We start from the raw sequence: 20,833 nt of genomic DNA, 5'->3' as shown, positions 1-20,833 counted from the left end.
TCATTCCTCATTCCTCATTCCTCATTCAGTGTGGCATAACGTGCAGCCACCGCATCGATGGCTTCTGCCAGGCGGTGGTCGCGCTTGGTTACCGTGTTGCCGGCGTCGTGGCTGCGGAGGCGAAATTCGACGGCGTTGTATTCATTGCTGAACCACGGGTGATGGTCGAGCCGCTCGGCTTCGGCCGCCACTTCGGTGAGGAAAGCAAAGGCGGTTTTGAAATCCGCAAAGCGGAAGCTGCGGCGGAGGCTATTGTCGGTTTCGGTCCACATAGACATAGGCAAATTGTCGCATTCAGAGCTGGTGCAATGGGCTTGTGAAGCACAACCCAAACGGCCAAACTAAAGTACACCTTACTCTTAGTCGCTTCATCAACTTTTCATTAAAAACAATGGCCATCGACCCGAACAATCGCCCCATTCGCGTTATCAACGACGACACAACCAATGAAGAAATGGAGGCCGGCCACCACATTCCCAACGCTGATCCGCCCAAGAACGAAGCGGCCCGCGGCGGCTTTGGCAACCGCGACGGCAAAGAAGGCTTTGGCACCGACAGCGCGGGCGGCGAAACCGCCTTGTCGGTAAACGAAACCGCTGACCGCATGAGCCCGCCCCACGACAACATGCGCTCTACCGACGAAGGCCGCCCCGACCGGCCCAACCAGGACATGCCCGCTGATTCCGAGTACACCGAGTCGATAGTTCCCTCGGGCCGCCCGGTGGACGAACTCGACGCGCACGACTTGCGCCCCGGCGTGGACGAAATGCGCAATCCCAACTCCCGCGTGGGCATGGGCCAAATGGAGCCGCGCCCCATCCAGCCCATTACCGGTACCGATACCAACGCCGAGCTGAACGACCCCAACGCGTCCGACACGGCCATCGACCAGTAGCATTGGGCTGCTGATAACCGGTTACAAAGCCAGAAAATCCCGATTCCTTTCCTGTTTTTCACTTACTAACCTTCTCTTATCATGCCGAACAAAAGCAACAACACCAACCAGCAATCCGGTGAAAACAAAGGCGCTCCGGCGGGCGAGGGCCTGCCCCAGGGCACCGGCGACCTGCCCGCACTGGAACTAGACGAGGCCACGCAGGCCCGCCTGGAGCAGGAGGCCATCGATGCCGGCTTGCGCCATCCCAACCGCAACCTCGACAAGCCAGAAATAGACCGCCCGGCCTACGGCGGCGGGCACTAGTAAGACCCGGTCTCACAAGCAGCACGTCATGTTGAGCTGGCCGAATCAGCGCTGCCGCGATAGTAATTTGTTACTTTTCCGGCGAGGCGCCTCGGCCAGCTCAACATGACGTTCCTGCTTCTTATCAAGTCCATCTTTCTGTGCGCCGCTACGCCACCACCGACCTGCACGGCTGCCTGCAAACCTTCCGCTACTTGGTGGAGGAAGAACTTCGCCTGACCACCGACGACGAGCTGTACCTGCTGGGCGACTACGTGAACAAGGGCCCCGACAGCCGCGGCGTCCTCGACTACCTCATGCAGCTGCAGGCCACCGGCTTCCGCGTGCACTGCCTGCGGGGCAACCACGACCAGGCCCTGCTCGACTCCTCCCGCCACCGCTGGCGCTGGGATTGGCTGGGACCCCGCGGCCGCCTGCCCACATTGCGCAGCTTTGGCGTGCGGCGCATGGCCGATATCCCGGCGCGCTACCTCGAATGGCTGGCGGCCCTGCCGTACGAAATTGAGCTGGATGACTTTGTGCTGGTACACGCCGGCTACAACTTTGCCTTGCCGCCCGCCGAAATGCGGCGTGATTACAGCACCATGCTGAACATCAAGAAGTTTGTGTTCGACCCCTCACGGATCGAAGGCAAACGCCTCTTGCACGGGCACGTGCCCACTCCCACGGCCCAGGTGCTCGCCAAGGCCAGCGCCCGTCCCGAAGTGCTGGGTCTGGATACCGGCTGCGTGTACCGGCACAACCCCGAGCTCGCGCACCTGGCTGCCCTCAACCTCGATACCTGGGAGTTGACCTTGGTCGCCAACCGTGAGCCGCCCTACGCCATCGGCAAGCGTTAACATCAACCATTCGCATAATGCAAAAGCCGCCGCTGCTCGAAATGTGCAGCGGCGGCTTTTGCATTATGCGAATGGGGGGCCTGCGAGTGGCCAGGGGCACTCATGAAAAGTTGGTCGACAAGAGGAGCGTTGAGAAATAAAATCTGCTAATGCTATTAATTGTAATAAATATATTATTGAATATAAATGGTGCCTTTAATAGAAAATATAATTGAAGAATTGTTCGATAGCAATTGGATTGCGGGAATAAAATAACAATAAAATTGTACTATGCCAAGTGCATATTGCGCTGCCTATTGCGTCTAATGCGAGTAGGCAATAGGTTTGATAAATTATATTCTGCCCTACTTCTGCACCTAGTAAAGGTTATTCAGTTCTCTCTGCACTTACTAGTATGAGTATTGCCAGAAGGCAATGCTTGTGCCTAAAACCAAGAGCAAAGTTGGCCTGACCATTATACCTGAACAAACCCATAAAAAGCAGCCATTAAAATTATTTAGCTCCGTTTTGTCTCATTCAGTTCTGCCCCATGAAACACATCTTACCATCTCCTATGAATGCTTTTGCGTCGCTGCCAGCAGCTTCGCTATTGACCCGGAAGCGTTGGCAGTTGCTGGGATTATTCCTCGGCTTGCTATCGCCGCTCGCCGGCCACGCACAGAGCAGGACTTACAAAGTTGGTACAGCTAATGGAGCTAATTATCCCACTATTGCGGCTGCTTTGACAGCAATTCCAACGATACTCGATAAAGATTATGAGTTACAGTTGGTAGATAATAGCTACACTGAAGATGTAGTCTTGGACAAAAAAGCTTCTGCGGTGAATACCCTCACCATTCGTCCTGCAGCCAATACCACCACGGCTATTAATGGAACGGTAACGTTTGGAAGTGGAAGCACTTATATCACGCTGAACGGCAACAGCAGTAATAACGGAACCGCTGGTAGGACTCGCGCGCTCACCATTCGGCAGTCGGACCCAGCATTGCCCGCACTCGTATTCAAAGATGATGCTTCGCATAACGTAGTTCGCGAAGTCGTATTGTTGGGCTCAACTAGCTCGTCGACCAGCGGAGTTGTAGAAATCGGCAATGGCATCACTACTGGCAATGACAACAACACGCTTACCCAAAGCTTCGTGGCCAATGCCAACTCAAGTCAATTACCAACTAACCTATTGTACGCGGCCAATATGGGCAGGGGAGCCAATGACGACTTTACTTTAAGTGATAACGAGCTATTTGATTTCACTGGTACGGCAGTACTAGTGGCAACGGGTAACGGTGACAGGTGGACTATAAGCGGCAACAGCATTTACAACAACCAGTCAACGCCCCCCAGCACCGCTCAAACCGGAATTGACTTTCGCCCCGGCAGCGGTGCCAACGACGTGACCATTACCGGTAACTTCATCGGTGGAAAAGCCGCTGGCGCATCAGGTGGTATCTGGGAAAACACAGGTACCCAAAACTTTCGCGGCATTGTAATGAACTGCGGAAGCAGCACCACCCTGACCAACGTTGTAACCAGTAACACTGTGAGCAACGTGAGCTTGACCGTTGCGAGCTCTGCCGCTCTCACCGCCTTTGAAATATCTACTGGCCGCTGCGAGTTGAATGCGAATACCGCATCCTTCCTGAAAAATAGTGGTACAAGTGGTGTCAATAATCTTGTAAGTCGTGCTACCACTGTGTTAAATTCTTTCACTGTGAGTAACGAACAATTGATGGTTGTAGAAAGTGGCCTTACAACTGTAGCAGGCGACCTGAATAACGCTGGTATTATCAATCATACGGGAGGTAATATGCTTATCACCGGTAATTTTATTAACAGTGGCACTTTCGCCCAGACCTTAGGCGACATCGAAATCAAAGGTAATATGCAGAACAGCGGGCAATTCAGCTGTTCGACCGGCAAAGTGAGGCTTACGGGTACCGGTCCGCAAAGTGTAAGTGGCGGTCTGTACTTCAATCTGGAAGTAAACGGTGTCGGTCCCATGACCTTTACGGATGATGCTGATGTATTCAATGGCATTCAAATGATTAATGGTGTGCTTGCTACGGGCCCTTCTTACCGTATTAAGTTAGGTACGTCTGCTAATCTCACCGAAACGGAATCCAGCTATGTGCTGGGAACTATAATAGCGACACGTACACCAAATAGTAACACCACCGAACAATTTGGTGGCGTTGGCTTATCGGTGCAATTATTGCCAAGCTCCGCGCAACCAGGCACAACCAAAGTGACACGTGTAACAGGCACTGCTCCCATTGGGGTGAGTGGCCGCCAAGGCATCTTGCGTTACTTTGATATAGCTCCTGCAACCACCACGGGCGTAAGCGTAAACATGACCTTTAAGTATTTTGACCATGAGCTAAATGGTATTGCCCCCGCCAACCTGCAGTTCTTCAAGTCGGTTAATGGTGGCACTACCTGGCAAAACAAAGGCATGAGCAGCCTCAGCACTGGCTCTGCGGTGCTCAATGGAGTGAATGACCTCTCGTACGCAAGCACCACCACCTTCTCCCGCTGGACACTGGGCGACGTGACCAACCCGCTGCCGGTAGGCCTCACGGCCTTCCAGGCAGAGCGCCAGGGCCGCAATGCCGTGCTCACCTGGGCCACGGCTTCGGAGCACAACAACCGCGGCTTCGGTATCGAAGTGTCCTTGGATGGCAAAAGCTTTAAGGAAATCGGGTTTGTTGAGGCTGCGGGCAATGGCAATAGCAGCTCCGCCCAGAGCTACCGGTTTGTGGATGCCGCTGAAGGCAAAGTTGGGGCCCGATACTATCGCCTGCGGCAGGTGGACCAAAACGAAGCGGCCACTTTCTACGGGCCCCAGCTGCTGAACTTTGATGCGCAAGTGGCTTCGTTTGCTGCTTATCCCACTCAGTTTGCCTCCGGTTTCACGGTGGCCCTCACCAGCCCAACGGCCTCTTCCGCTACCCTGCGTCTCATCGACATTATGGGCCGCGAGGTATGGCGCCAGGAGGTAGCCAGCGGCGTGCGGCAGGTGCAGCCCACCTGCGCGGCCGGCAGCTACATTCTCACCGCTACGATAAATGGCCAGGTGTTGCGCCAGCGTGTGGTAAAAGAATAAAGCGCAGCGCCCCAGGCGCCTGCGTATCCTCAGCAAAAAAGCCCCGCCGTTATTCGGCCGGGGCTTTTTTATTGGGCTGACTTTACTGCCGCTTGGCGAAAGAGCGCATCATGAAATACGTATCCTAATTATGTGCCCTTGGTAGAAGACCCGGAAAAGGCCGGGCTACTCTTTTTCCAATACCCGGGCGGCCACTACCTGCTGCGCCGAGGCGCGGTAAGGGCTGAGGGAATCGGCGGCCACAGCGCGAAGGGCAGCCAAGGCCTGCGCCCGTTCCTGGGCTTGCCAGTAAGCCATGCCCAGGTGGTAGCGGGCGCGGCGCGCCAGCTCGCCGCGGCCTTCCTCGCTCACGCGGCGGAGGTAGAGTTGAGCCGCATTGCCCTGGCCTTCGCGCAGGAGGATGAGTCCCCGCAAATACAGCAGCGTATCGGCCCCGACTTTGGCCGGCGACACGCGGCCGAGCGAGTGCAGGGCCGCCGGATAGTGGCCGGCCTGGTACTGGTCAAGAGCCTCGCTGAGCAGGGGGCGGGTATGCAGCAGCCCCGTGGTGACGGTGAGGCCGGGGTCGGGTTGGTAGTAGGCCTCCCAGTTGCGCGCGGGCCGGGCGGGGTCGGGCCGGCTGAAGTACCAGGCGGCTATGCCGGCACTCAGCAAGAGCACCAGCCCCACGGTGCCCAGCACGGCCCAGCGGCGCTGCCGGCGCTGCACCAGGCGGTGGGCGCGCTCCAAGGCATCGCCGCGCTGGTTCATGCGTTCGTCGAGGGCCTGCAGGCGCAGGCGCAGGGTGTCGTGGCCGGCAGCCCACCGCAGGTCGGCGGTTAGCTGCTCGTAGGCAGCGTGGGCGTCGGCCAGGGCCTCGTCCTGCTCCAGCCGCATCTCAAAAGCTTCCTGCTCTTCCGGCAGCATTTGCCCGTCGGCGAAGCGTTCCAGCTCATCGAAATAAGGGCGCAGGTCGGGAGACGGAGTCGGTAGACTCATTTCAACAGCTCGTAAAGTTTGCGCAGGCACGCGCTTTTCTGGATGCGGGCCACGGTAGCATTCGCGTAGCCCATTTTGCCCCCCATCATTTCGAAATGGTAGCCACGGAAGTAAAAGTAAGTCAGCACTTGCTGGCAATCAGCGCCGAGCTGGCTGAACTGGGCCAGCAGGCGCTGGCGGCGGCTGGCTTCGGCGGCCGGCAGGGGCTGGTGGGCGGGCACGTGCGCCGCCAGGCGCAGCCGGGCCATGCCGTAGACGTGGGCCCGCAGGTCGGCGGGCATCAGCGTGAGGCGGCCGTCGGCTACCTGGTCGTAGAAGTCGAGCAGGGTGTCTTGCAGCAGCTCGTGGGCCTGCGGCGGGGCTAGCCGGAGCTGGCGCTGGGCCCAGCGGGCAAACAGGTGCCGGCTGCTCTGGTAAAAGTCAATCAGGAACTTCTGATTGCCGACGCGCAGCTGGGTAAGGGTTTCGGCGAGAGGCGCAGACATGACTGAATAACTAAGGCACTGGCAAGTAACAACGGAAATAGCAGATGAGGTTATTTTCGGGACGGGCCGAAGCCATAACCGGCAATCTGCTAATTCCCCAATCCACCAAATAGCCGCATCCCCCGGCGCGTCTTACCTTTGGCTTTATGCAAACAGCCGCCCCCGCCCGCCTTCTCGACACCGCCGTTTTCGACCTCATCGCGCAGGAGAAAACCCGCCAAACCCACGGCCTCGAGCTCATTGCCTCCGAGAACTACGTTTCGGAACAGGTAATGGCCGCCCAAGGCTCCGTGCTCACCAACAAGTACGCCGAGGGTCTGCCCGGCAAGCGCTACTACGGGGGATGCGAAATTGTGGACCAGGTGGAGCAGCTGGCCATCGACCGCGTGAAAGAGCTGTTCGGCGTGGCTTGGGCCAACGTGCAGCCCCACTCCGGCGCGCAGGCCAACGCGGCCGTGATGCTGGCCTGCCTGCAGCCCGGCGACAAAATCCTGGGCTTCGACCTGAGCCATGGCGGCCACCTCACCCACGGCTCGCCCGTGAACTTCTCGGGCAAGCTCTACCAGCCCAGTTTCTACGGCGTGGAACGCGAGACCGGCCTCATCGACTGGTCGAAAATCAAGGACATTGCCCGCCGCGAGCGGCCCAAGATGATAATCTGCGGGGCCTCGGCCTATTCCCGCGACTGGAACTACGCCGCCCTGCGTGAAGCCGCCGATGAAGTGGGCGCGCTACTACTGGCCGACATCTCGCACCCCTCGGCCCTGATTGCCAAGGGCCTGCTCAACTCGCCGTTTGAGCACTGCCACATCGTGACCACCACCACCCACAAAACCCTGCGCGGCCCCCGCGGTGGCCTCATCATGCTGGGCAAAGACTTTGAGAATCCCTTCGGCCTGAAAACGCCCAAAGGCGAAACCCGGCCCATGTCGGCGGTGCTCGATGGCGCCGTATTCCCCGGCACCCAGGGTGGGCCGCTCGAGCACGTCATCGCCGCCAAAGCGGTGGCGTTTGGCGAGGCGCTGAACGACGATTTCAAGACCTACACCCAGCAGGTGGCCCGCAATGCCCAGGTGCTGGCGTCCAGCTTCATGGGCTTGGGCTACGACATTATTTCGGGTGGTACCGACAACCACCTCATGCTGATTGACCTACGCTCGAAAGGCATCAGCGGCAAGCTGGCCGAAAACACGCTGGTGCGCGCCGACATCACCATCAACAAAAACATGGTGCCGTTCGACGACAAGTCGCCGTTTGTGACCAGCGGCATCCGCATCGGCTCGGCCGCCGTAACTACCCGGGGACTGGGCGAAACCGACATGGTTCGCATTGTGGAGCTGATTGACGAAACCCTGACCCACCACGACAACGACACCCGCATTGGGCAGGTGCGGCAGCGGGTGAATACCTGGCTGCAGGACTACCCGCTTTTTGCTTAATCGGTGCCTGAGTGAAGGGTGACTAAATGAATGGAGGGGGCAGGGGCTTCAACTGTAGCCCCATTCCCGCTGTTCTTTCTCTTGCTCTCCGTCATTCACTCAGTCACTCCCTCACTCAGTCACTCTTCCGTGCAACCTCAACCGCAACAACAAAAACCGCTGGGCGAACAGCACGAAATGTCCTTCATCGACCACCTGGAGGCGTTGCGTTGGCACATCATCCGGGCGGCTATTTCGGTAGTAGTGTTTGCTACCGGTGCTTTTTTCGCCAAAGACTTCCTGTTCCACGACCTGATTCTGGGCCCCTCGCGGCCCGATTTCTGGACGTATCGCATGTTCTGCAAGTTTGGCCAGTGGGTGCACGCCCCGGATTTGTGCATCGATAAAATCGGATTTGTGATTCAGAACCGCGAAATGAGCGGGCAGCTCACCATGCACATCAGCACCTCGTTTATGGTGGGCATTGTGCTGGCCTTCCCGTACCTGTTCTGGGAAATCTGGCGTTTTGTGAAGCCCGGCCTGTACCCGCACGAGCGGCAGAACTCGCGCGGGGCGGTGTTCTTCGTGTCGGTGCTGTTTATGCTGGGCCTGCTGTTTGGCTACTACATTGCCGCGCCCCTGAGCATCAACTTCTTGGCGGGCTACGTGGTGGACCCCACCATTGAGAACCAAATTGATATGCAGAGCTACCTGAGCACACTCACCACCATGAGCATCTCATGTGCCTTCGTGTTTGAGCTGCCGATGATAGTGTTTTTTCTGGCGAAAGCCGGGCTGGTATCGGCCGAGATTATGCAGGTGTACCGCAAGCACGCCATTGTGGTTATTCTCATTATCGCCGCCGTTATCACCCCGCCCGATATCTCGGCCCAGATTATTGTCACCATCCCCATCTTGCTGCTCTACGAGCTCAGCATTCACATTGCCCGCGTGGTGCGCCGCGGCGACACCGCCCGCCTCAACGCCAAGCTGAAACAAGAGTAAGCGCGCGGGGCGGCCGGCTCAGGCGGCAGCCCGGCCTTCCGCGTTCCCTTGCCTCGTCACTTTATCGCCCATAGAACCATGAAAATCGCACTCGGGTCCGACCACGCTGGCTTTGCTCAAAAGGAAATGCTCCGCACTTGGCTGAGCGGCCAAGGCTACGAAATTCAGGATTTCGGCACCCACTCCCCCGATTCGATGGACTACCCCGACGTTGCTCATCCACTATCGGAGGCGGTGGCGGCCGGCGAATACCCCCAGGGAATTCTGCTCTGTGGCTCGGCCAATGGCGTCGCCATCACGGCCAATAAGCACGCCGGCGTACGCGCCGCCATTGCCTGGCTGCCCGAGTTAGCCTCGCTGGCGCGGCAGCACAACAACGCCAACGTGCTGTGCGTGCCGGCCCGCTACGTGAGCGACGAGCAAGCCCAGGAAATTGTATCAGCCTTTCTCAAAACCGATTTTGAAGGCGGGCGGCATCAGCAGCGCGTGTCGAAAATAAACAACTGAGTGCTGCTTACGCCGATTTGGCGAAAATGCTCCCGGTTTCCGCCCGTAAGGTCGTTTATTTGGAATAGTATTTAAGCATGAATGTTAGCTGCCTTGTGCTTATCTTTGGCTAGCACTATGCAGCTAATGATTAAGAGGCCCAGCTTTTTGAGGATATGGCAGATGGCCTTTGGGCTATTGCTGTTATTGTCTCCGGGTTGGGCGGTGGCGGCGCAGCCCGTGCCGGATGGTACCGAAGCCATTCGTCGGCAGTTGGCTGCCCACCCGGCGGATACCACCCGCCTCCGCTTGCTGAACCGCCTGTGCTGCCTGTTGGACAACGAGCAGCCCGCCCGCGCCCTGCCGTTTGGCGAAGCGGCGGTGGCCCTGGCGCGCACCCTGCCGGCCGAAGGGCAAGGGCGGGGGCTGATGCAGAGCCTGCTGTGCCTGGCCAGCTGCTACGCCAACCTCTCCAATGGCCCGGAAGCCCTGACCCTGCTCTCCGAAGCCCAAACCATTGCCCGCCGGCTGAAAGATGTGGATGCCCTGGCCCACACGTATACGGCGCAGGGCAGTATATACCACGAGCGGCGAGACTCTACTTCGGCTTGGCGGCACTACCAGCAGGCGTTGCAGCTTGTTTCGCGGCCCGAAGTGACGCCGCGCACCCGCATGAAGCTGCTGGGCCACGTGGGCAACCTGTTCTTTTTGCGCGAGCAGTACCCGCAGGCCATGCATTTCGATTCGTTGGCCCTGGCCCTGGCCCGGCGCGAAGGCGATTCCACGTCGCAGTCGAACTACCTCTCCAGCCTGGCCAACTACCAGATGCAGGTGGGCAACCTGCCGCGGGTGAAGCGCTTGCTCACGCAGGCCCTGGCCATCAGCCGGCGGCAGCACGCCGTGCGCAACCAAGCCAACCAGCTGGTAATGTTTGCCTTGTATTATGTGCAGAACCAAGAGCCGGACCGCGCCGATGCGGCCTTGCGCGAAGCCCTGAAGCTAGCCCGCCAATGCGGCTATCTGGAGCGGGTGCTCGATGCTTATAGTGTGTTGTCGGCCGAGGCGGCGGAGCAGAAAAACTACCAGCAGGCCTACGAGTGGAATCGGCGCTACGTGCAGCTGAACGACACCATCAACAACCGCCAGACCATCCAGACCCTGGCGGCGGCCCAAGTCAACTACGAAGCCCAGGAACGGGCCCGGCGCCTGCTCCTGCTCACCCAGCAGCACGACGAGCAAGTGTGGCACAGCCGCATTCTGGGGGCCGTGGTGGTGCTGCTGGCCATCGGCCTGCTGGTTTCGGTGTACCTCTACCGCAAGCTGCGCCGCAACCGTTCGGCCCTGGCAGCCAAAAACCGGGACCTGAAAAAAACGTCGCTGGAGCTGCACAGCGTGGCCGCTTCCAAAGACAAGCTCTACGCCATTGTGGCCCACGACCTGCGCGGCCCCGTCACGGCCTTTGCGGGCGTTACCAGCCTCATCGATTCCTACATTGCCCAAAACGACCAAGCCGGCCTAGCGCGCTTGCCGGCGCTGGTGCGCCAAGCCGCCGACAGCCTCAACCACCTGCTCGATAACGTGCTGAACTGGGCCGTGAGCCAGACCGGCGAGCTGGACTGCCGCCCCATGCCGTTGCCGGTGTCGGAGCTGTTTGCCGAGTGCCAGGCCCTATACCAAACCACGGCTTCGGCCAGCTGGCAGCACATCACCATGTCGGCCCCGGCCGGCCTGCGCCTGATGGCCGACCGCAACATGGCCCGCACCATTCTGCGCAACCTGGTGGGCAACGCCCTGAAGTTTATGCCCGCCGGCGGACACGTGCACCTGGAAGCTGCGCCCGACCCCGACGACCCCCAAATGGTGCTGCTGAGCTGCACCGATACCGGCCCGGGCATGAGCGCGGCCACCGTAGCGGCCCTCATGAGCGGCCCGGCGCTGCCCGAGCCCACGGCCACGCCGCACGCCACCGGCCTGGGCCTGGGGCTGGCCCTGTCCCGGGCCTTCGTGCACCGGCACGGCGGCACGCTGGTCATTCAGAGCCGGCCCGGCGCGGGCACCAACGTCACGGTGAGCCTGCCCGCTGCCAAAAACAAAGTAGATAAAGTGGAAGAAGCCCCGATGCCAAAGCCCAAAAAAAGCCCTTCCTTTTAGGGGAAGGGCTTTTTTAGTGGCCGGTTTAGAGAGCCGGTTCTTTACCAGATTACCACGCGGGTCGAGTCGGGGCGGTAGAGCTTCTGGCCGGGCTTGATGCCAAAGGCTTCGTAGAAAGCGGGCACGTCGGCCATGGGACCGTTCACGCGGTACTGGGCGGGCGAATGCACATCGGTGAGCAACTGCGAGGCCAGGCTTTCGTCGCGCACGTGCATCTGCCAGCCCAGGGCATAGCCCAGGAAGTAGCGCTGCACGGGCGTGAGGCCGTTGATTTTCTTACCTTCCTTGTACTGCTTGGTTTTCTTGAAGGCATCGAGGCCGATGACAATGCCGCCCAGGTCGGCAATGTTCTCACCGGCCGTGGCCTTGCCGTTGATGTGCAGCGAGTCGAGCAGGGTGTAGCCGTTGAACTGCTTCACGATGCCGTCTACGCGCTGGTTGAAGCGCTTGCGGTCGTCCTTGCTCCACCACTCGTGCAGGTTGCCGTGGGCATCGTACTGGCTACCCTCGTCGTCGAAGCCGTGGGTGAGCTCGTGGCCGATGGTGCTGGCCCCCGCGTAGCCGTACACCAGCGCGTCGTCGGCGTTGGCATCGAGCAGGCCGGGAATGGCGAAGGCGGCGGCGGGCAGCACAATTTCGTTGTTCGAGCCGTTGTAGTAGGCATTATAGGTCTGCGGGGTCATGCCCCACTCGGTGCGGTCCACGGGCTTGCCCAATTTGTTGAGCTCGTAGCGGTAGTCCCACAGGTTGGCGCGCATCACGTTTTCGGCCAGGGAGCTGCGGTCAATTTTCAGGTTGGAGTAATCCTTCCACTTGTCGGGGTAGCCCACCTTGGGGGTGATTTTGTGGAGCTTGTCCAGGGCCACTACTTTGGTGGGGGCACTCATCCAATCCGCTTTCTGAATGTGCTCTGCAAAGGAGGCCACCACGTTTTTCACCAGGGTGTCGTAGCGGGCTTTGGCTTCGGGCTTGAAGTACTCTTTCACAAACAGCTGGCCGAGGGCATCGCCCAGCGCATTTTCCTGCATGTCCAGCACGCGCTTCCAGCGGGGCCGAATGGCCTTGGCGCCGCGCAGCACCGTGCCGTAGAAGTGGAAGTTCTCATCAACAAACTGGCGGCTGAGGGTGGGCGCAAACGTGCGGGCCACCTGCCAGGTCAGGTAGGCCTTCCAGTCGTCTACCGGCTTGGTCTTGAGCAGTTGGCCCACCGTCTGGTAAAACTCGGGCTGGCCCACAATCACCGTGTCCACGTTGGTAAATTCCATCTGGCCGAGCCAGGTTTTCCAGTCGATGCCGGGCGTCAGCTTGTTGAGCTGCGCGATGCTCATCTTGTGGTAGTTGGCATAGGGGTCGCGCAGGGCTTCGAGCTTGCGCGAGGACTTGGCCAGGGTGGATTCCAGCGCCATTACCTTGGCGGCATTGGCCTTGGCCGTGGTAGAATCCTGGCCCAGCAGCTTGAAGGTATTGGCCACGTGCTTCAGGTACTCGGCGCGGATATTTTTGGTGCGCGAGTCGGTGTTGAAGTAGTAGTCGCGGTTGGGCAGGCCCAGGCCCGACTGACGCAGGTACAGCACCATCTTGTCGCTGTTCTTGTCGTCCTGGCCCACACGCGGGCCGATGAGGGCGCGCACTCCCAGCGGAATTTCGTGGGCAATGACGCCTGGCACCTCCGCCACGGTCTTCATGGCCGCAATGCGGTCGAGCTCGGGCTTAATGGGCGTGGCACCAAGCTTGTCGGCCTTCGCCGAATCCAGCCCAACGGCCCAGAAATCACCGATTTTCTGTTGGTTGCTGCCCGCGGCGGCGTTGGCGCCGGCGGCCTCAATGCTGGTCTGGCGCAGGCGGGCGTACACCTCGTCCTGGACCTTCTTGCCAATGCCCATGTTGCTTTCCGAGGCCGGAATGGGGTTGTTTTTCAGCCACGTGCCGTTGGCGTAAGTGAAGAAGTCATCGCCGGGAGCCACGGTAGTATCTAGGGCGGCGTGCAGGATATCGGGCTTGTCGCCGGAGCTGGCCGTTTTCAGAGAATTAGAAGGGCAGCCGGTGACAAATGCCGCGAGCAGCGGCAAAAGGAGCAGGTGTTTTTTCATGCAGGAATGCAGAAGGTTGACTGGATAAAGAAGGAAGTGAAATAGTAAAGCGCGCCGCTTTCGTTCGCGCCGGTTTGCAACGACAATGTTAGGCTTAAACCGTTGCATTGTTGCTACTTCGGGTAGAAGCAAAAGCTGCGCGCCGAGAGATTTTATATCGGTTGGCAGTGGCACAAACTCCAGCTGATTGAGCCATGGAAAAAAGGAACGTTATGGGTAACTGGTCGAACCAGCTCGACATGACGTTCTTTGGAAGCCATGCGCACTAATACGCTACTTATTAAGGCTGTCCCCAGCAACTGAAATGAATAAGCCGCTTAAGTACCTGCTTTTAGGGCTGATTGGTGCTGCTATTGCCGGATGGCTGAAGATGCTGCTGCCAGAGTTTCCTTCTAGTCTCTTCTTGGGTGAAGGAGCATCTGCACGCAACAAGCTAGGGATTGTACTAGCCATGCCCCTGTATGAGTTGTATTATTATTGGTGGGGTTACTTGCTGACGCTTATTGTATTGGCTTTTGCCAAGCCATTTATAGCTCGTCATCCTAAAAGGGGTTGGGCCACTGCACTTCTGGGATTGTTTACAGGAGCTTTTATCTATTCTGGGTATAAACTGTACACTTACCAAAAGGCATCGGAAATCTATGCGAGGCACGCTGCAGCAGGGGTTTCAAAACCCTTATTTCATTGGGCTGAGTTGCCATTAGATGCAGAAATGTTGCTGGTATATTGTGTAACTGGGCTCATGGTAGGATGGATATACTTTCGGTGGTTTATGCGTGCATAAGTTGACTAAGTATCAAAAACGCAAAAAGGCCGCTCCAGATACTGGAGCGGCCTTTTCAATGGATTGATACGAAATCTAGAGAATAAACCGCGTGCTCAGGAAATTGCTTTCCTGCTCGTTCACAATGTCGTTCAGAATGTGCTTGTTGGCATCGGTCTGCTTGGTGGCCACCACCGTGCGGATGCTGAACGAGCGCAGGGCATCGTGCACCGACAACGTGCCCTCGGCCGAGTCCTTGCGGCCGGTGAAGGGGAAGGTGTCGGGTCCGCGCTGGCACTGGGCGTTAATGTTCACGCGGCTCACCTGGTTCACCAGCTGGTCCACCAGGTTGGCGACTTCTTGAGATTCGCTGCTGAAAATGCTCACCTGCTGGCCGTGGTCGGAGTCGATGATGTACTGAATAGCCTCGTCTACGTGGGCGAAAGACGCCACCGGCACCACCGGGCCAAACTGCTCTTCGCGCCAGAGTTTCATGCCGTCCTTCACGGGATACACCAGCGCGGGGTACACCAGCGGGCCGGCGCACATGCCGCCGCCCTCGTTCATGATGCGTGCGCCTTTAGCCTGGGCGTCCTCGAGGCACTCGCCCAGGTAGCCGGGCTTTTGCGGCTCGGGCAGGGGCGTGATGTTCACCTTCTCGTCCCAGGGCATGCCGGGCTTGAGCTTGTTGATTTCTTCGGCCATGCGCCGCACAAATTCCTCGGCGATGCTCTCGTGCACGAAAAACAGCTTGAGCGCGGTGCAACGCTGCCCGTTGAAGCTCAGGGCGCCCAGCACGGATTCCTTCACGGCCACGTCCAAGTCGGCATCGGCCATGATGATGGCCACGTTCTTGGCGTCGAGCCCCAGAATGGCGCGCAGGCGGTTGGACTTGGGGTGCAGCTTCTTGAGCGAATCGGCCACGCGGCTGCTGCCGATGAGCCCCAGCACGTCAATCTTGCCCGACGACATCAGGGCCGGCACGATGGTGTTGCCACGGCCGTACACCGTGTTTACCACGCCCTTGGGGAAGGCCTCGGTGAAGGCCTTCAGCAGCGGGAAGTGCAGCAGGGCGCCGTGCTTCGGGGGCTTGAAAAGCACGGTGTTGCCCATAATCAGGGCCGGAATCAGCATGCAGAACGTCTCGTTCAGGGGGTAGTTGAACGGGCCCATGCAGAGCACCACGCCCAGCGGGGAGCGCCGAATCTGGCCTATGATGCCTTCTTCGATGGTGAAGCGCGACGAGTCGCGGTCGATGTCCTTGAGGGCGTCGATGGTGTTGCGGATGTAGTCGACGGTGCGGTCGAATTCTTTCTCCGAATCGGCGGCCGACTTACCAATTTCCCAGAGCAACAGCTGCACGATTTCCTTTTTCTGGGCCACAATGAGACGGGTGAATTTCTCCACCGCCGCAATGCGCTCGGCCACGCTCATGGTGGGCCACTCGCCGCGGCCGTGGTCATAGGCGCGCACGGCGGCATCCAGGGCCTTGAGGCTTTCGGCTTCGTCGAGCAAGGGGTAAGAGCCGATAACAATGGGCGTGAGGTCGCCATCGGAGTCGCGCAGCTGAATGGGGGAGAACACCACCTGCGTGGGGCCGTGCCACTCGCGCAGCTCGCCATCGAGCAGGTACTGGCGCTGGTGCAAGGGTTCGGGCCGGCGCCAGGCTTCGGGGATAGCCGCCTCGTCGGGCGGGAAAAGTTCGGTTAGGCTTTCGGTGGTTACAGGCATGGTCAGAAGAACATTGTGCAATGCGAACCTACGCAGAAGCAAATGCCAATGGAAATGTTGGGCCCTGGGCTGCTCTTGAAAGGGAATTTACGGGAACGTTTGCGTGGCACTGACGAGCAAAGAAGCCGTATGTTCAGGCCATAATCTTTTTTTGCACCATGCCGTTCCGCCTCCTGCTTTTGCTCAACTTCGCCGCTGCGGCCTACCTCACCGGCCTCATCTGGACGGTGCAGGTGGTGCACTACCCCGGCTTCGGGCAGGTGCCCAAAGCCGGCTGGGCGGCTTTCCACGCGGCCCACACCCGCCGCATGAGCTACGTGGTGCTGGTGCCCATGGTGGTTGAGCTGGGCCTGGCCATCTGGCTGGCCTGGGCGGGGCGCAGTGCGCTGCCCAGCGGCGCGGGCTGGTGGAGCCTGGGCCTGGTTGGGCTGATTTGGGCCGCCACGTTCTTTATCTCGGTGCCCTTTCACAACCGGCTGGCACAAGGCTACGACTACATCGCTATCGATGGCCTCATCCGTACCAACTGGCTGCGCACGCTGGCCTGGACGGCGCGGGCCGTGCTCCTGGGCTGGCTTTTGGCCCGCTGAGGTGATGGCTGTTCAACAGGAGGAGTCCGGTTCCATTGAGCTGGCCGGGCATTAGCCAGCTGCCTGAGCCATCGTCGACCTGCCGCTGTGGCCCGCCGTGCGGCGGCGCAGCCGGTACGCCAGAATGCCCAGTATCATGCCGAAACCAAAAATGTAGGCGCCCACCCACCACGCCAGGGCCAGCGCCCCGGCCCGGGGCCAGAAGATGAGCAGCACGCCAAAGCCGATGGCCAGCAAGCCACTGAGCAGCATCAGCCCCTCGCTGGCCCGGTGCTTACGGAGCCGAAAGGCGGTGCCTACCTGCAAAAAGCCGGTTACGATGGCCCACAAAGCCACCACGTACACCAGCGCCAGCAGCGTAATGTCGGGCCAGGCCAGGGTAAGCCCGCCGGCCACCACACCGGCCACGCCCTCCAGCACCAGGCCCCACCAGACCGGCTGGTCCCGGCTTTGGCGGAAGGCCGCTACCAGTGTCAGCAAGCCGTTGAGGATGAAGTAAATGCCGAATAGGGCAACCAGAACCAGGAGCGTGAGCCCCGGCAGCAGAAAGGTGAGCAGGGCGCAGATGGTGGCTATCAGACTGCGCAAGGCCAGCGCCCACCAGTTGGTGTGCAAAACCGAAGGAATCATCATGGCAAAAAGCACAAGCCGCGGGAACAGCGTCGCTCCCGCTTATCTAGCCTAACAAGCGGCGGGAGTCCGGCGTTGCTCAAAACCAGCACCAACGGCTGAATTCCGTGTTTTTTGGCCTAGGTTCCGTATTTGCCGCGATGCCACTGCAACTACTACCGATATAGCTGCCACTGGCTTTGCGCCGCATCTGGCCGCTACCCGACCCTACAACCCGGTAGCGGCCGACGCCCGGCCTGGCTTATTGTGCCGGGCGGCTTTTCTCGCGGATTGCCTTGAACTCCGAGCCTTCCTTCCACTTCGGGAAAGTGGTTTCGCTGGCCAGGCGCTGGCCGATGCGGAACAGCAGTCGGGCGTCCTGCTCGGCGCCGCGCAGGTCCCACTTGGGGTCGTACTGGTCAGAAGGCTGGTGGTAGCTCTTTTCTTCGAAGTCCTTGCGCTGCTTCTCGGCGAAGGCTTTGCCGTGCAGGCGGCTTTCAAACTGCCCGCTGGCGTAGAGCGCCGGAATGCCCACTTTGGCGAAGCTGAAATGGTCGGAGCGGTAGAAGCTGCCGGTTTCGGGGTGCTGGAAGGGAATGACGTAGCGGTTCTGCTCCTTGGCGGCGGCGCGGGCGTAGTCGTCCAGCTCCGACTGTCCGTAGCCAACAATGGTCACGTCGCGCATGGGCCCGAACGCCAGCAACTCGTCCATGTTGATGTCAGCCACGGTATTAGCCACCGGGAACAGCGGATGCTCGGCGTAGTACTGCGAGCCCAGCAGGCCCTGCTCTTCGCCCGTCACGGCCAGGAACACGATGCTGCGCTGCGGCTTTTCTTTGGCGTGCACAAAGCCGTTGGCGATGGCCAGCAGGGCGGCGCAGCCGCTGGCGTTGTCGAGCGCGCCGTTATAGATAGAGTCCCCGGCAATGGCCGGGCCGATGCCGAGGTGGTCCCAGTGGGCCGAGTAGATGATGTACTCGTTGGGCCGGGTGGTGCCGGGTAGCACGGCCACCACGTTTTTGGACGTTTTGCGCGTGATTTTATTGTGCAGCGTGGTGCTGATGTTCAGGCCCAGGGGCCGCGCCCGGAAGCCGGACTTGTTGGCGGCGGCATAGGCCTCGTCGTAGCTCTGGCCGGCCGTGGCAAACAGGCGCTTGGCAGCGTCGAGGGTCATCCAGCCCTCCATGGCCACTTTGCTGGCGCCGTGGTCGGGCGTTTGGGGGTGCAGCTTGGCGCCGCCGTTGCTGCTTTGCACCACCGTCCAGGGGTAGGAGGCGGGCTTGGTGTCGTGAATGATGAGGATGCCGGTGGCGCCGTGGCGGGCCGCTTCCTCGTACTTGTAGCCCCAGCGGCCGTAGTACGTCATTTCTTTGCCCTTAAACAGGGTGGTGTCGGTGCCGGCGTTGCCGGGGTCGTTTATCAGTACCACCACGGTTTTGCCTTTCACATCGAGGCCGGCGTAGTCGTCCCACTTGTACTCGGGCGCTACCACCCCGTAGCCCGCAAACACCAGCGGCGAGTTGGTCACCTTCACGGTGGGCTGTTCGCGCTCGGTGAGCACCATGTAGTCGGTGCGGTACTTCAGGGTCAGGCTTTTGCCGTTGCCGGTGACGGTGGCCGTCGAATCGGGCTTGCCAGTAATCTCCACCAGGGGCACGGCCTGGAAGTAGGTACCGTTGGGCCCGGGTTTTAGCCCAAGTTTTTTGAATTCCGAAGCCAGGTAGTTGGTGGCCTTTTCCTCGCCCGCCGTAAACGGCCGCCGGCCCTGAAACTCATCCGACGCCAGCGCCTTGATGTGCTGGCCGATGAGCGAGGCCGTGATGCCATCGGCCGGGGCCGGCACGCTGGCCGTGTCGGTAGGGGCGGTTTCCGTTTCGGTTTGGCTGCCCGCTGAGGAAGCAGTCTTGTCCGAAGAAGTCTGGCCCTGGCAGCTTGCCAGCAGGCCGGCTGCGGCTGGCAGCAGCCATCCGCGCAACGTAAATAAACGCATCAGTAAGAAGGTCTTGGTCTCCGGCCAATAGCCAGAGCCCGCCTGCAGCGGGCAACAGGCCGGCTGCAATCTGCTCCCCGGCGCGAGGGCAGACGCTGCGAATGTAGCACCAGAAATTCCTGTTTGGCCAGCCCAATTTTCACGGCTCCATTTCCGGCAAAATTGAGCTAAATCCCTGCCTTTCTTGAGCAACCCGGAGAAGCTGGGCAATAGTATGGGCCGATTGTTGCTTAGCTGCGTATTGTCTCACGCGTAACCGCCCGGCTGTACTCGTGTGCTGCTTGCCTGCTGCCCAGGTAGAGCATTCAACGAGGCCGCGGCTCCGGGATGGCGGGCTTCGCTTAGCCATCCATAATTCCGGCTACGCCTGTTGCCTAACTTAGGCGCGGCGCCGAAGCAAACCACCCCCGCCAGTCCGCCCAAACCCATCTGCCTGGGTCTGGCCGCCAAATATCTTCTTCAACTGTATTCCTGCTTTTTATGCCTTATTCTAGCTTTCTGACCCCTCCTGCCGGCCTCAGCCCGGAGCAACAACAGCAGTGGACCCGCCGCCAGTACGTGGCCGAGTGCGCTATCGACTTTCTGGCGGCTAAAGACCAGCCCCTCAACGACTCCGTCCTGGCTCACCTGCAGGACTACGTCAGCGGGGAGGCTAGCCTGGGCCAGGCCATCGGCCGCCTGGTCGACTACTTTGCCCGGGAGTCGGACGGGGGGCTCCAGCCACTGGCTTCCTAACCGCTAAAATCCTTTCAACACGAAACGCGCCCCCGTCCGGCCGCGCCCTTAGTATCAGGGGCGCAGCCGGGCGGGGGCGCGTTAGGCGTTATTGAGCCAGGCTACATGGCCTTGGCGTTGAGGTAGTTTTTGGCCAGCTCGTTGAGCTTGGTGTCGGTGAGCTGCTCTTCTTCCAGGGTTTGGCGCAGCAGGTTGGCGGCTTCGTTGTGGCCCAGGCGCTCGGCGTAGTGGGCGGCCGTGCCGTAGCCCGAAATCTCGTAGTGCTCGATGCGCTGTGCGGCGGCAATAAGGGCGGCGTCCATCACTTCATCGGTGGCGCGCTCCGACATCGTTTCCTGGCCTTCGGCAATGAGGCCGGCCATGGCCTTGCAGGTGTGGCTGTCCAGGTCCAGGTGTAGGGATTTGCCAATGCGCTCCAAGCGCTCCACTTGCTTTTCGGTTTCGCGCAAGTGGCGCTCAAAGCCCGCGCGCAGGCGGCCGTCCTTGGCTTTCTCGGCCATTTTGGGCATGGCCTTCACCAGTTGGTTTTCGGCGCTATACAGGTCCTTGAGCTGCAGCTCAAACAGGTCATCGAGGGTTTCCAGTTTATCGAACAACATAACAGACGGAATGGAGTGGGAAAAATGAAAAAGCAGCGATGGCCGGCGTGTTTAGTCGCTTGG

Annotated in this window: 19 protein-coding genes; 11 read left to right on the top strand and 8 right to left on the bottom strand. The window is 59.8% G+C overall.

Annotation, left to right across the window (positions count from 1 at the left end):
• Window positions 1–14: 14 nt before the first annotated feature.
• Complete coding sequence (locus LJ738_RS13285; RefSeq protein WP_227786853.1) at window positions 15–272, bottom strand: 4a-hydroxytetrahydrobiopterin dehydratase; 258 nt, start codon at window positions 270–272, stop codon at window positions 15–17.
• A 119-nt stretch (window positions 273–391) separates the two neighbouring features.
• Here LJ738_RS13285 and LJ738_RS13280 point away from each other — a divergent pair, with 119 nt between their 5' ends.
• The 4 genes from LJ738_RS13280 to LJ738_RS13265 all read left to right on the top strand — a co-directional run bounded on the left by LJ738_RS13280 (window position 392) and on the right by LJ738_RS13265 (window position 5,140).
• A complete protein-coding gene (locus tag LJ738_RS13280) occupies window positions 392–895 on the top strand; it encodes a hypothetical protein (protein WP_227786852.1) in 504 nt (167 codons plus the stop codon).
• Window positions 896–976: 81 nt separating this feature from the next.
• Window positions 977–1,201: a hypothetical protein gene (locus LJ738_RS13275; protein WP_227786851.1), complete on the top strand. Its 225-nt coding sequence runs from the start codon at window positions 977–979 to the stop codon at window positions 1,199–1,201.
• A 140-nt stretch (window positions 1,202–1,341) separates the two neighbouring features.
• A complete protein-coding gene (locus LJ738_RS13270) occupies window positions 1,342–2,040 on the top strand; it encodes a metallophosphoesterase family protein (RefSeq protein ID WP_227786850.1) in 699 nt (232 codons plus the stop codon).
• A gap of 529 nt (window positions 2,041–2,569) precedes the next feature.
• On the top strand, window positions 2,570–5,140 hold the full coding sequence (locus LJ738_RS13265; protein ID WP_227786848.1) for a T9SS type A sorting domain-containing protein: 2,571 nt from the start codon (window positions 2,570–2,572) through the stop codon (window positions 5,138–5,140).
• Window positions 5,141–5,305: 165 nt separating this feature from the next.
• Here the strand turns inward: LJ738_RS13265 and LJ738_RS13260 are convergent, their stop codons facing one another.
• Window positions 5,306–6,118 carry an anti-sigma factor gene (locus LJ738_RS13260; protein ID WP_227786846.1) on the bottom strand — a complete coding sequence of 271 codons (813 nt, stop codon included), beginning with the start codon at window positions 6,116–6,118 and terminating at the stop codon, window positions 5,306–5,308.
• Window positions 6,115–6,603, bottom strand: a complete 489-nt coding sequence (locus LJ738_RS13255; RefSeq protein ID WP_227786844.1) for a hypothetical protein — start codon at window positions 6,601–6,603, stop codon at window positions 6,115–6,117. Before LJ738_RS13255 ends, LJ738_RS13260 begins: the two co-directional genes overlap by 4 nt.
• Before the next feature lie 146 nt (window positions 6,604–6,749).
• Here LJ738_RS13255 and glyA point away from each other — a divergent pair, with 146 nt between their 5' ends.
• The 4 genes from glyA to LJ738_RS13235 all read left to right on the top strand — a co-directional run bounded on the left by glyA (window position 6,750) and on the right by LJ738_RS13235 (window position 11,663).
• Window positions 6,750–8,042 carry a serine hydroxymethyltransferase gene (gene glyA, locus LJ738_RS13250; RefSeq protein WP_227786842.1) on the top strand — a complete coding sequence of 431 codons (1,293 nt, stop codon included), beginning with the start codon at window positions 6,750–6,752 and terminating at the stop codon, window positions 8,040–8,042.
• A gap of 129 nt (window positions 8,043–8,171) precedes the next feature.
• Complete coding sequence (gene tatC / locus LJ738_RS13245) at window positions 8,172–9,026, top strand: twin-arginine translocase subunit TatC (RefSeq protein WP_317206802.1); 855 nt, start codon at window positions 8,172–8,174, stop codon at window positions 9,024–9,026.
• Between the two features lie 78 nt (window positions 9,027–9,104).
• Window positions 9,105–9,533 (top strand): ribose 5-phosphate isomerase B, encoded by a 429-nt coding sequence (gene rpiB / locus LJ738_RS13240; protein ID WP_227786840.1) that lies wholly within the window; start codon window positions 9,105–9,107, stop codon window positions 9,531–9,533.
• A 162-nt stretch (window positions 9,534–9,695) separates the two neighbouring features.
• On the top strand, window positions 9,696–11,663 hold the full coding sequence (locus LJ738_RS13235; RefSeq protein ID WP_227786838.1) for an ATP-binding protein: 1,968 nt from the start codon (window positions 9,696–9,698) through the stop codon (window positions 11,661–11,663).
• Between the two features lie 41 nt (window positions 11,664–11,704).
• Here LJ738_RS13235 and LJ738_RS13230 read toward each other — a convergent pair whose 3' ends face one another.
• Window positions 11,705–13,753, bottom strand: coding sequence for a M13 family metallopeptidase (locus tag LJ738_RS13230; protein WP_227786836.1), 2,049 nt, complete (start codon window positions 13,751–13,753; stop codon window positions 11,705–11,707).
• 304 nt (window positions 13,754–14,057) lie between these two features.
• On the opposite strand from LJ738_RS13230, the gene LJ738_RS13225 reads away from it, so the two are divergent.
• Complete coding sequence (locus LJ738_RS13225; RefSeq protein WP_227786834.1) at window positions 14,058–14,537, top strand: hypothetical protein; 480 nt, start codon at window positions 14,058–14,060, stop codon at window positions 14,535–14,537.
• A 75-nt stretch (window positions 14,538–14,612) separates the two neighbouring features.
• Here the strand turns inward: LJ738_RS13225 and LJ738_RS13220 are convergent, their stop codons facing one another.
• Window positions 14,613–16,247 carry an NADP-dependent glyceraldehyde-3-phosphate dehydrogenase gene (locus LJ738_RS13220; RefSeq protein WP_227786833.1) on the bottom strand — a complete coding sequence of 545 codons (1,635 nt, stop codon included), beginning with the start codon at window positions 16,245–16,247 and terminating at the stop codon, window positions 14,613–14,615.
• 158 nt (window positions 16,248–16,405) lie between these two features.
• On the opposite strand from LJ738_RS13220, the gene LJ738_RS13215 reads away from it, so the two are divergent.
• Window positions 16,406–16,837 (top strand): hypothetical protein, encoded by a 432-nt coding sequence (locus tag LJ738_RS13215; protein WP_227786831.1) that lies wholly within the window; start codon window positions 16,406–16,408, stop codon window positions 16,835–16,837.
• A gap of 51 nt (window positions 16,838–16,888) precedes the next feature.
• Here LJ738_RS13215 and LJ738_RS13210 read toward each other — a convergent pair whose 3' ends face one another.
• Entirely contained in the window at window positions 16,889–17,470 is a 582-nt protein-coding gene (locus LJ738_RS13210) for an HdeD family acid-resistance protein (protein WP_227786829.1), read from the bottom strand.
• A gap of 238 nt (window positions 17,471–17,708) precedes the next feature.
• On the bottom strand, window positions 17,709–19,436 hold the full coding sequence (locus LJ738_RS13205) for a M28 family metallopeptidase (protein ID WP_227786827.1): 1,728 nt from the start codon (window positions 19,434–19,436) through the stop codon (window positions 17,709–17,711).
• 480 nt (window positions 19,437–19,916) lie between these two features.
• Between LJ738_RS13205 and LJ738_RS13200 the strand changes: the two genes are divergently transcribed.
• Window positions 19,917–20,171 carry a hypothetical protein gene (locus LJ738_RS13200; RefSeq protein WP_227786825.1) on the top strand — a complete coding sequence of 85 codons (255 nt, stop codon included), beginning with the start codon at window positions 19,917–19,919 and terminating at the stop codon, window positions 20,169–20,171.
• Window positions 20,172–20,272: 101 nt separating this feature from the next.
• Here LJ738_RS13200 and LJ738_RS13195 read toward each other — a convergent pair whose 3' ends face one another.
• Entirely contained in the window at window positions 20,273–20,770 is a 498-nt protein-coding gene (locus LJ738_RS13195) for a YciE/YciF ferroxidase family protein (protein ID WP_227786823.1), read from the bottom strand.
• Between the last annotated feature and the right edge of the window lie 63 nt (window positions 20,771–20,833).

Origin of the sequence: Hymenobacter plasmatis (assembly GCF_020711255.1) — a bacterium.
Lineage (GTDB): Bacteria > Bacteroidota > Bacteroidia > Cytophagales > Hymenobacteraceae > Hymenobacter.
Note: the sequence above shows the minus strand (reverse complement) of the source record. Positions and strands in the feature narration are given on the sequence as shown.

Bases quoted from the DNA above. Each gene is read 5' to 3' on its own strand.
- glyA (WP_227786842.1), top strand. From the start codon at position 6,750: ATGCAAACAGCCGCCCCCGCCCGCCTTCTCGACACCGCCGTTTTCGAC.
- LJ738_RS13255 (WP_227786844.1), bottom strand. From the start codon at position 6,603: ATGTCTGCGCCTCTCGCCGAAACCCTTACCCAGCTGCGCGTCGGCAAT.
- LJ738_RS13205 (WP_227786827.1), bottom strand. From the start codon at position 19,436: ATGCGTTTATTTACGTTGCGCGGATGGCTGCTGCCAGCCGCAGCCGGC.
- LJ738_RS13195 (WP_227786823.1), bottom strand. From the start codon at position 20,770: ATGTTGTTCGATAAACTGGAAACCCTCGATGACCTGTTTGAGCTGCAG.
- LJ738_RS13265 (WP_227786848.1), top strand. From the start codon at position 2,570: ATGAAACACATCTTACCATCTCCTATGAATGCTTTTGCGTCGCTGCCA.
- LJ738_RS13280 (WP_227786852.1), top strand. From the start codon at position 392: ATGGCCATCGACCCGAACAATCGCCCCATTCGCGTTATCAACGACGAC.
- LJ738_RS13215 (WP_227786831.1), top strand. From the start codon at position 16,406: ATGCCGTTCCGCCTCCTGCTTTTGCTCAACTTCGCCGCTGCGGCCTAC.
- LJ738_RS13260 (WP_227786846.1), bottom strand. From the start codon at position 6,118: ATGAGTCTACCGACTCCGTCTCCCGACCTGCGCCCTTATTTCGATGAG.
- LJ738_RS13235 (WP_227786838.1), top strand. From the start codon at position 9,696: ATGGCCTTTGGGCTATTGCTGTTATTGTCTCCGGGTTGGGCGGTGGCG.
- LJ738_RS13230 (WP_227786836.1), bottom strand. From the start codon at position 13,753: ATGAAAAAACACCTGCTCCTTTTGCCGCTGCTCGCGGCATTTGTCACC.
- rpiB (WP_227786840.1), top strand. From the start codon at position 9,105: ATGAAAATCGCACTCGGGTCCGACCACGCTGGCTTTGCTCAAAAGGAA.
- LJ738_RS13225 (WP_227786834.1), top strand. From the start codon at position 14,058: ATGAATAAGCCGCTTAAGTACCTGCTTTTAGGGCTGATTGGTGCTGCT.
- LJ738_RS13210 (WP_227786829.1), bottom strand. From the start codon at position 17,470: ATGATGATTCCTTCGGTTTTGCACACCAACTGGTGGGCGCTGGCCTTG.
- LJ738_RS13275 (WP_227786851.1), top strand. From the start codon at position 977: ATGCCGAACAAAAGCAACAACACCAACCAGCAATCCGGTGAAAACAAA.
- LJ738_RS13285 (WP_227786853.1), bottom strand. From the start codon at position 272: ATGTGGACCGAAACCGACAATAGCCTCCGCCGCAGCTTCCGCTTTGCG.
- LJ738_RS13200 (WP_227786825.1), top strand. From the start codon at position 19,917: ATGCCTTATTCTAGCTTTCTGACCCCTCCTGCCGGCCTCAGCCCGGAG.
- LJ738_RS13220 (WP_227786833.1), bottom strand. From the start codon at position 16,247: ATGCCTGTAACCACCGAAAGCCTAACCGAACTTTTCCCGCCCGACGAG.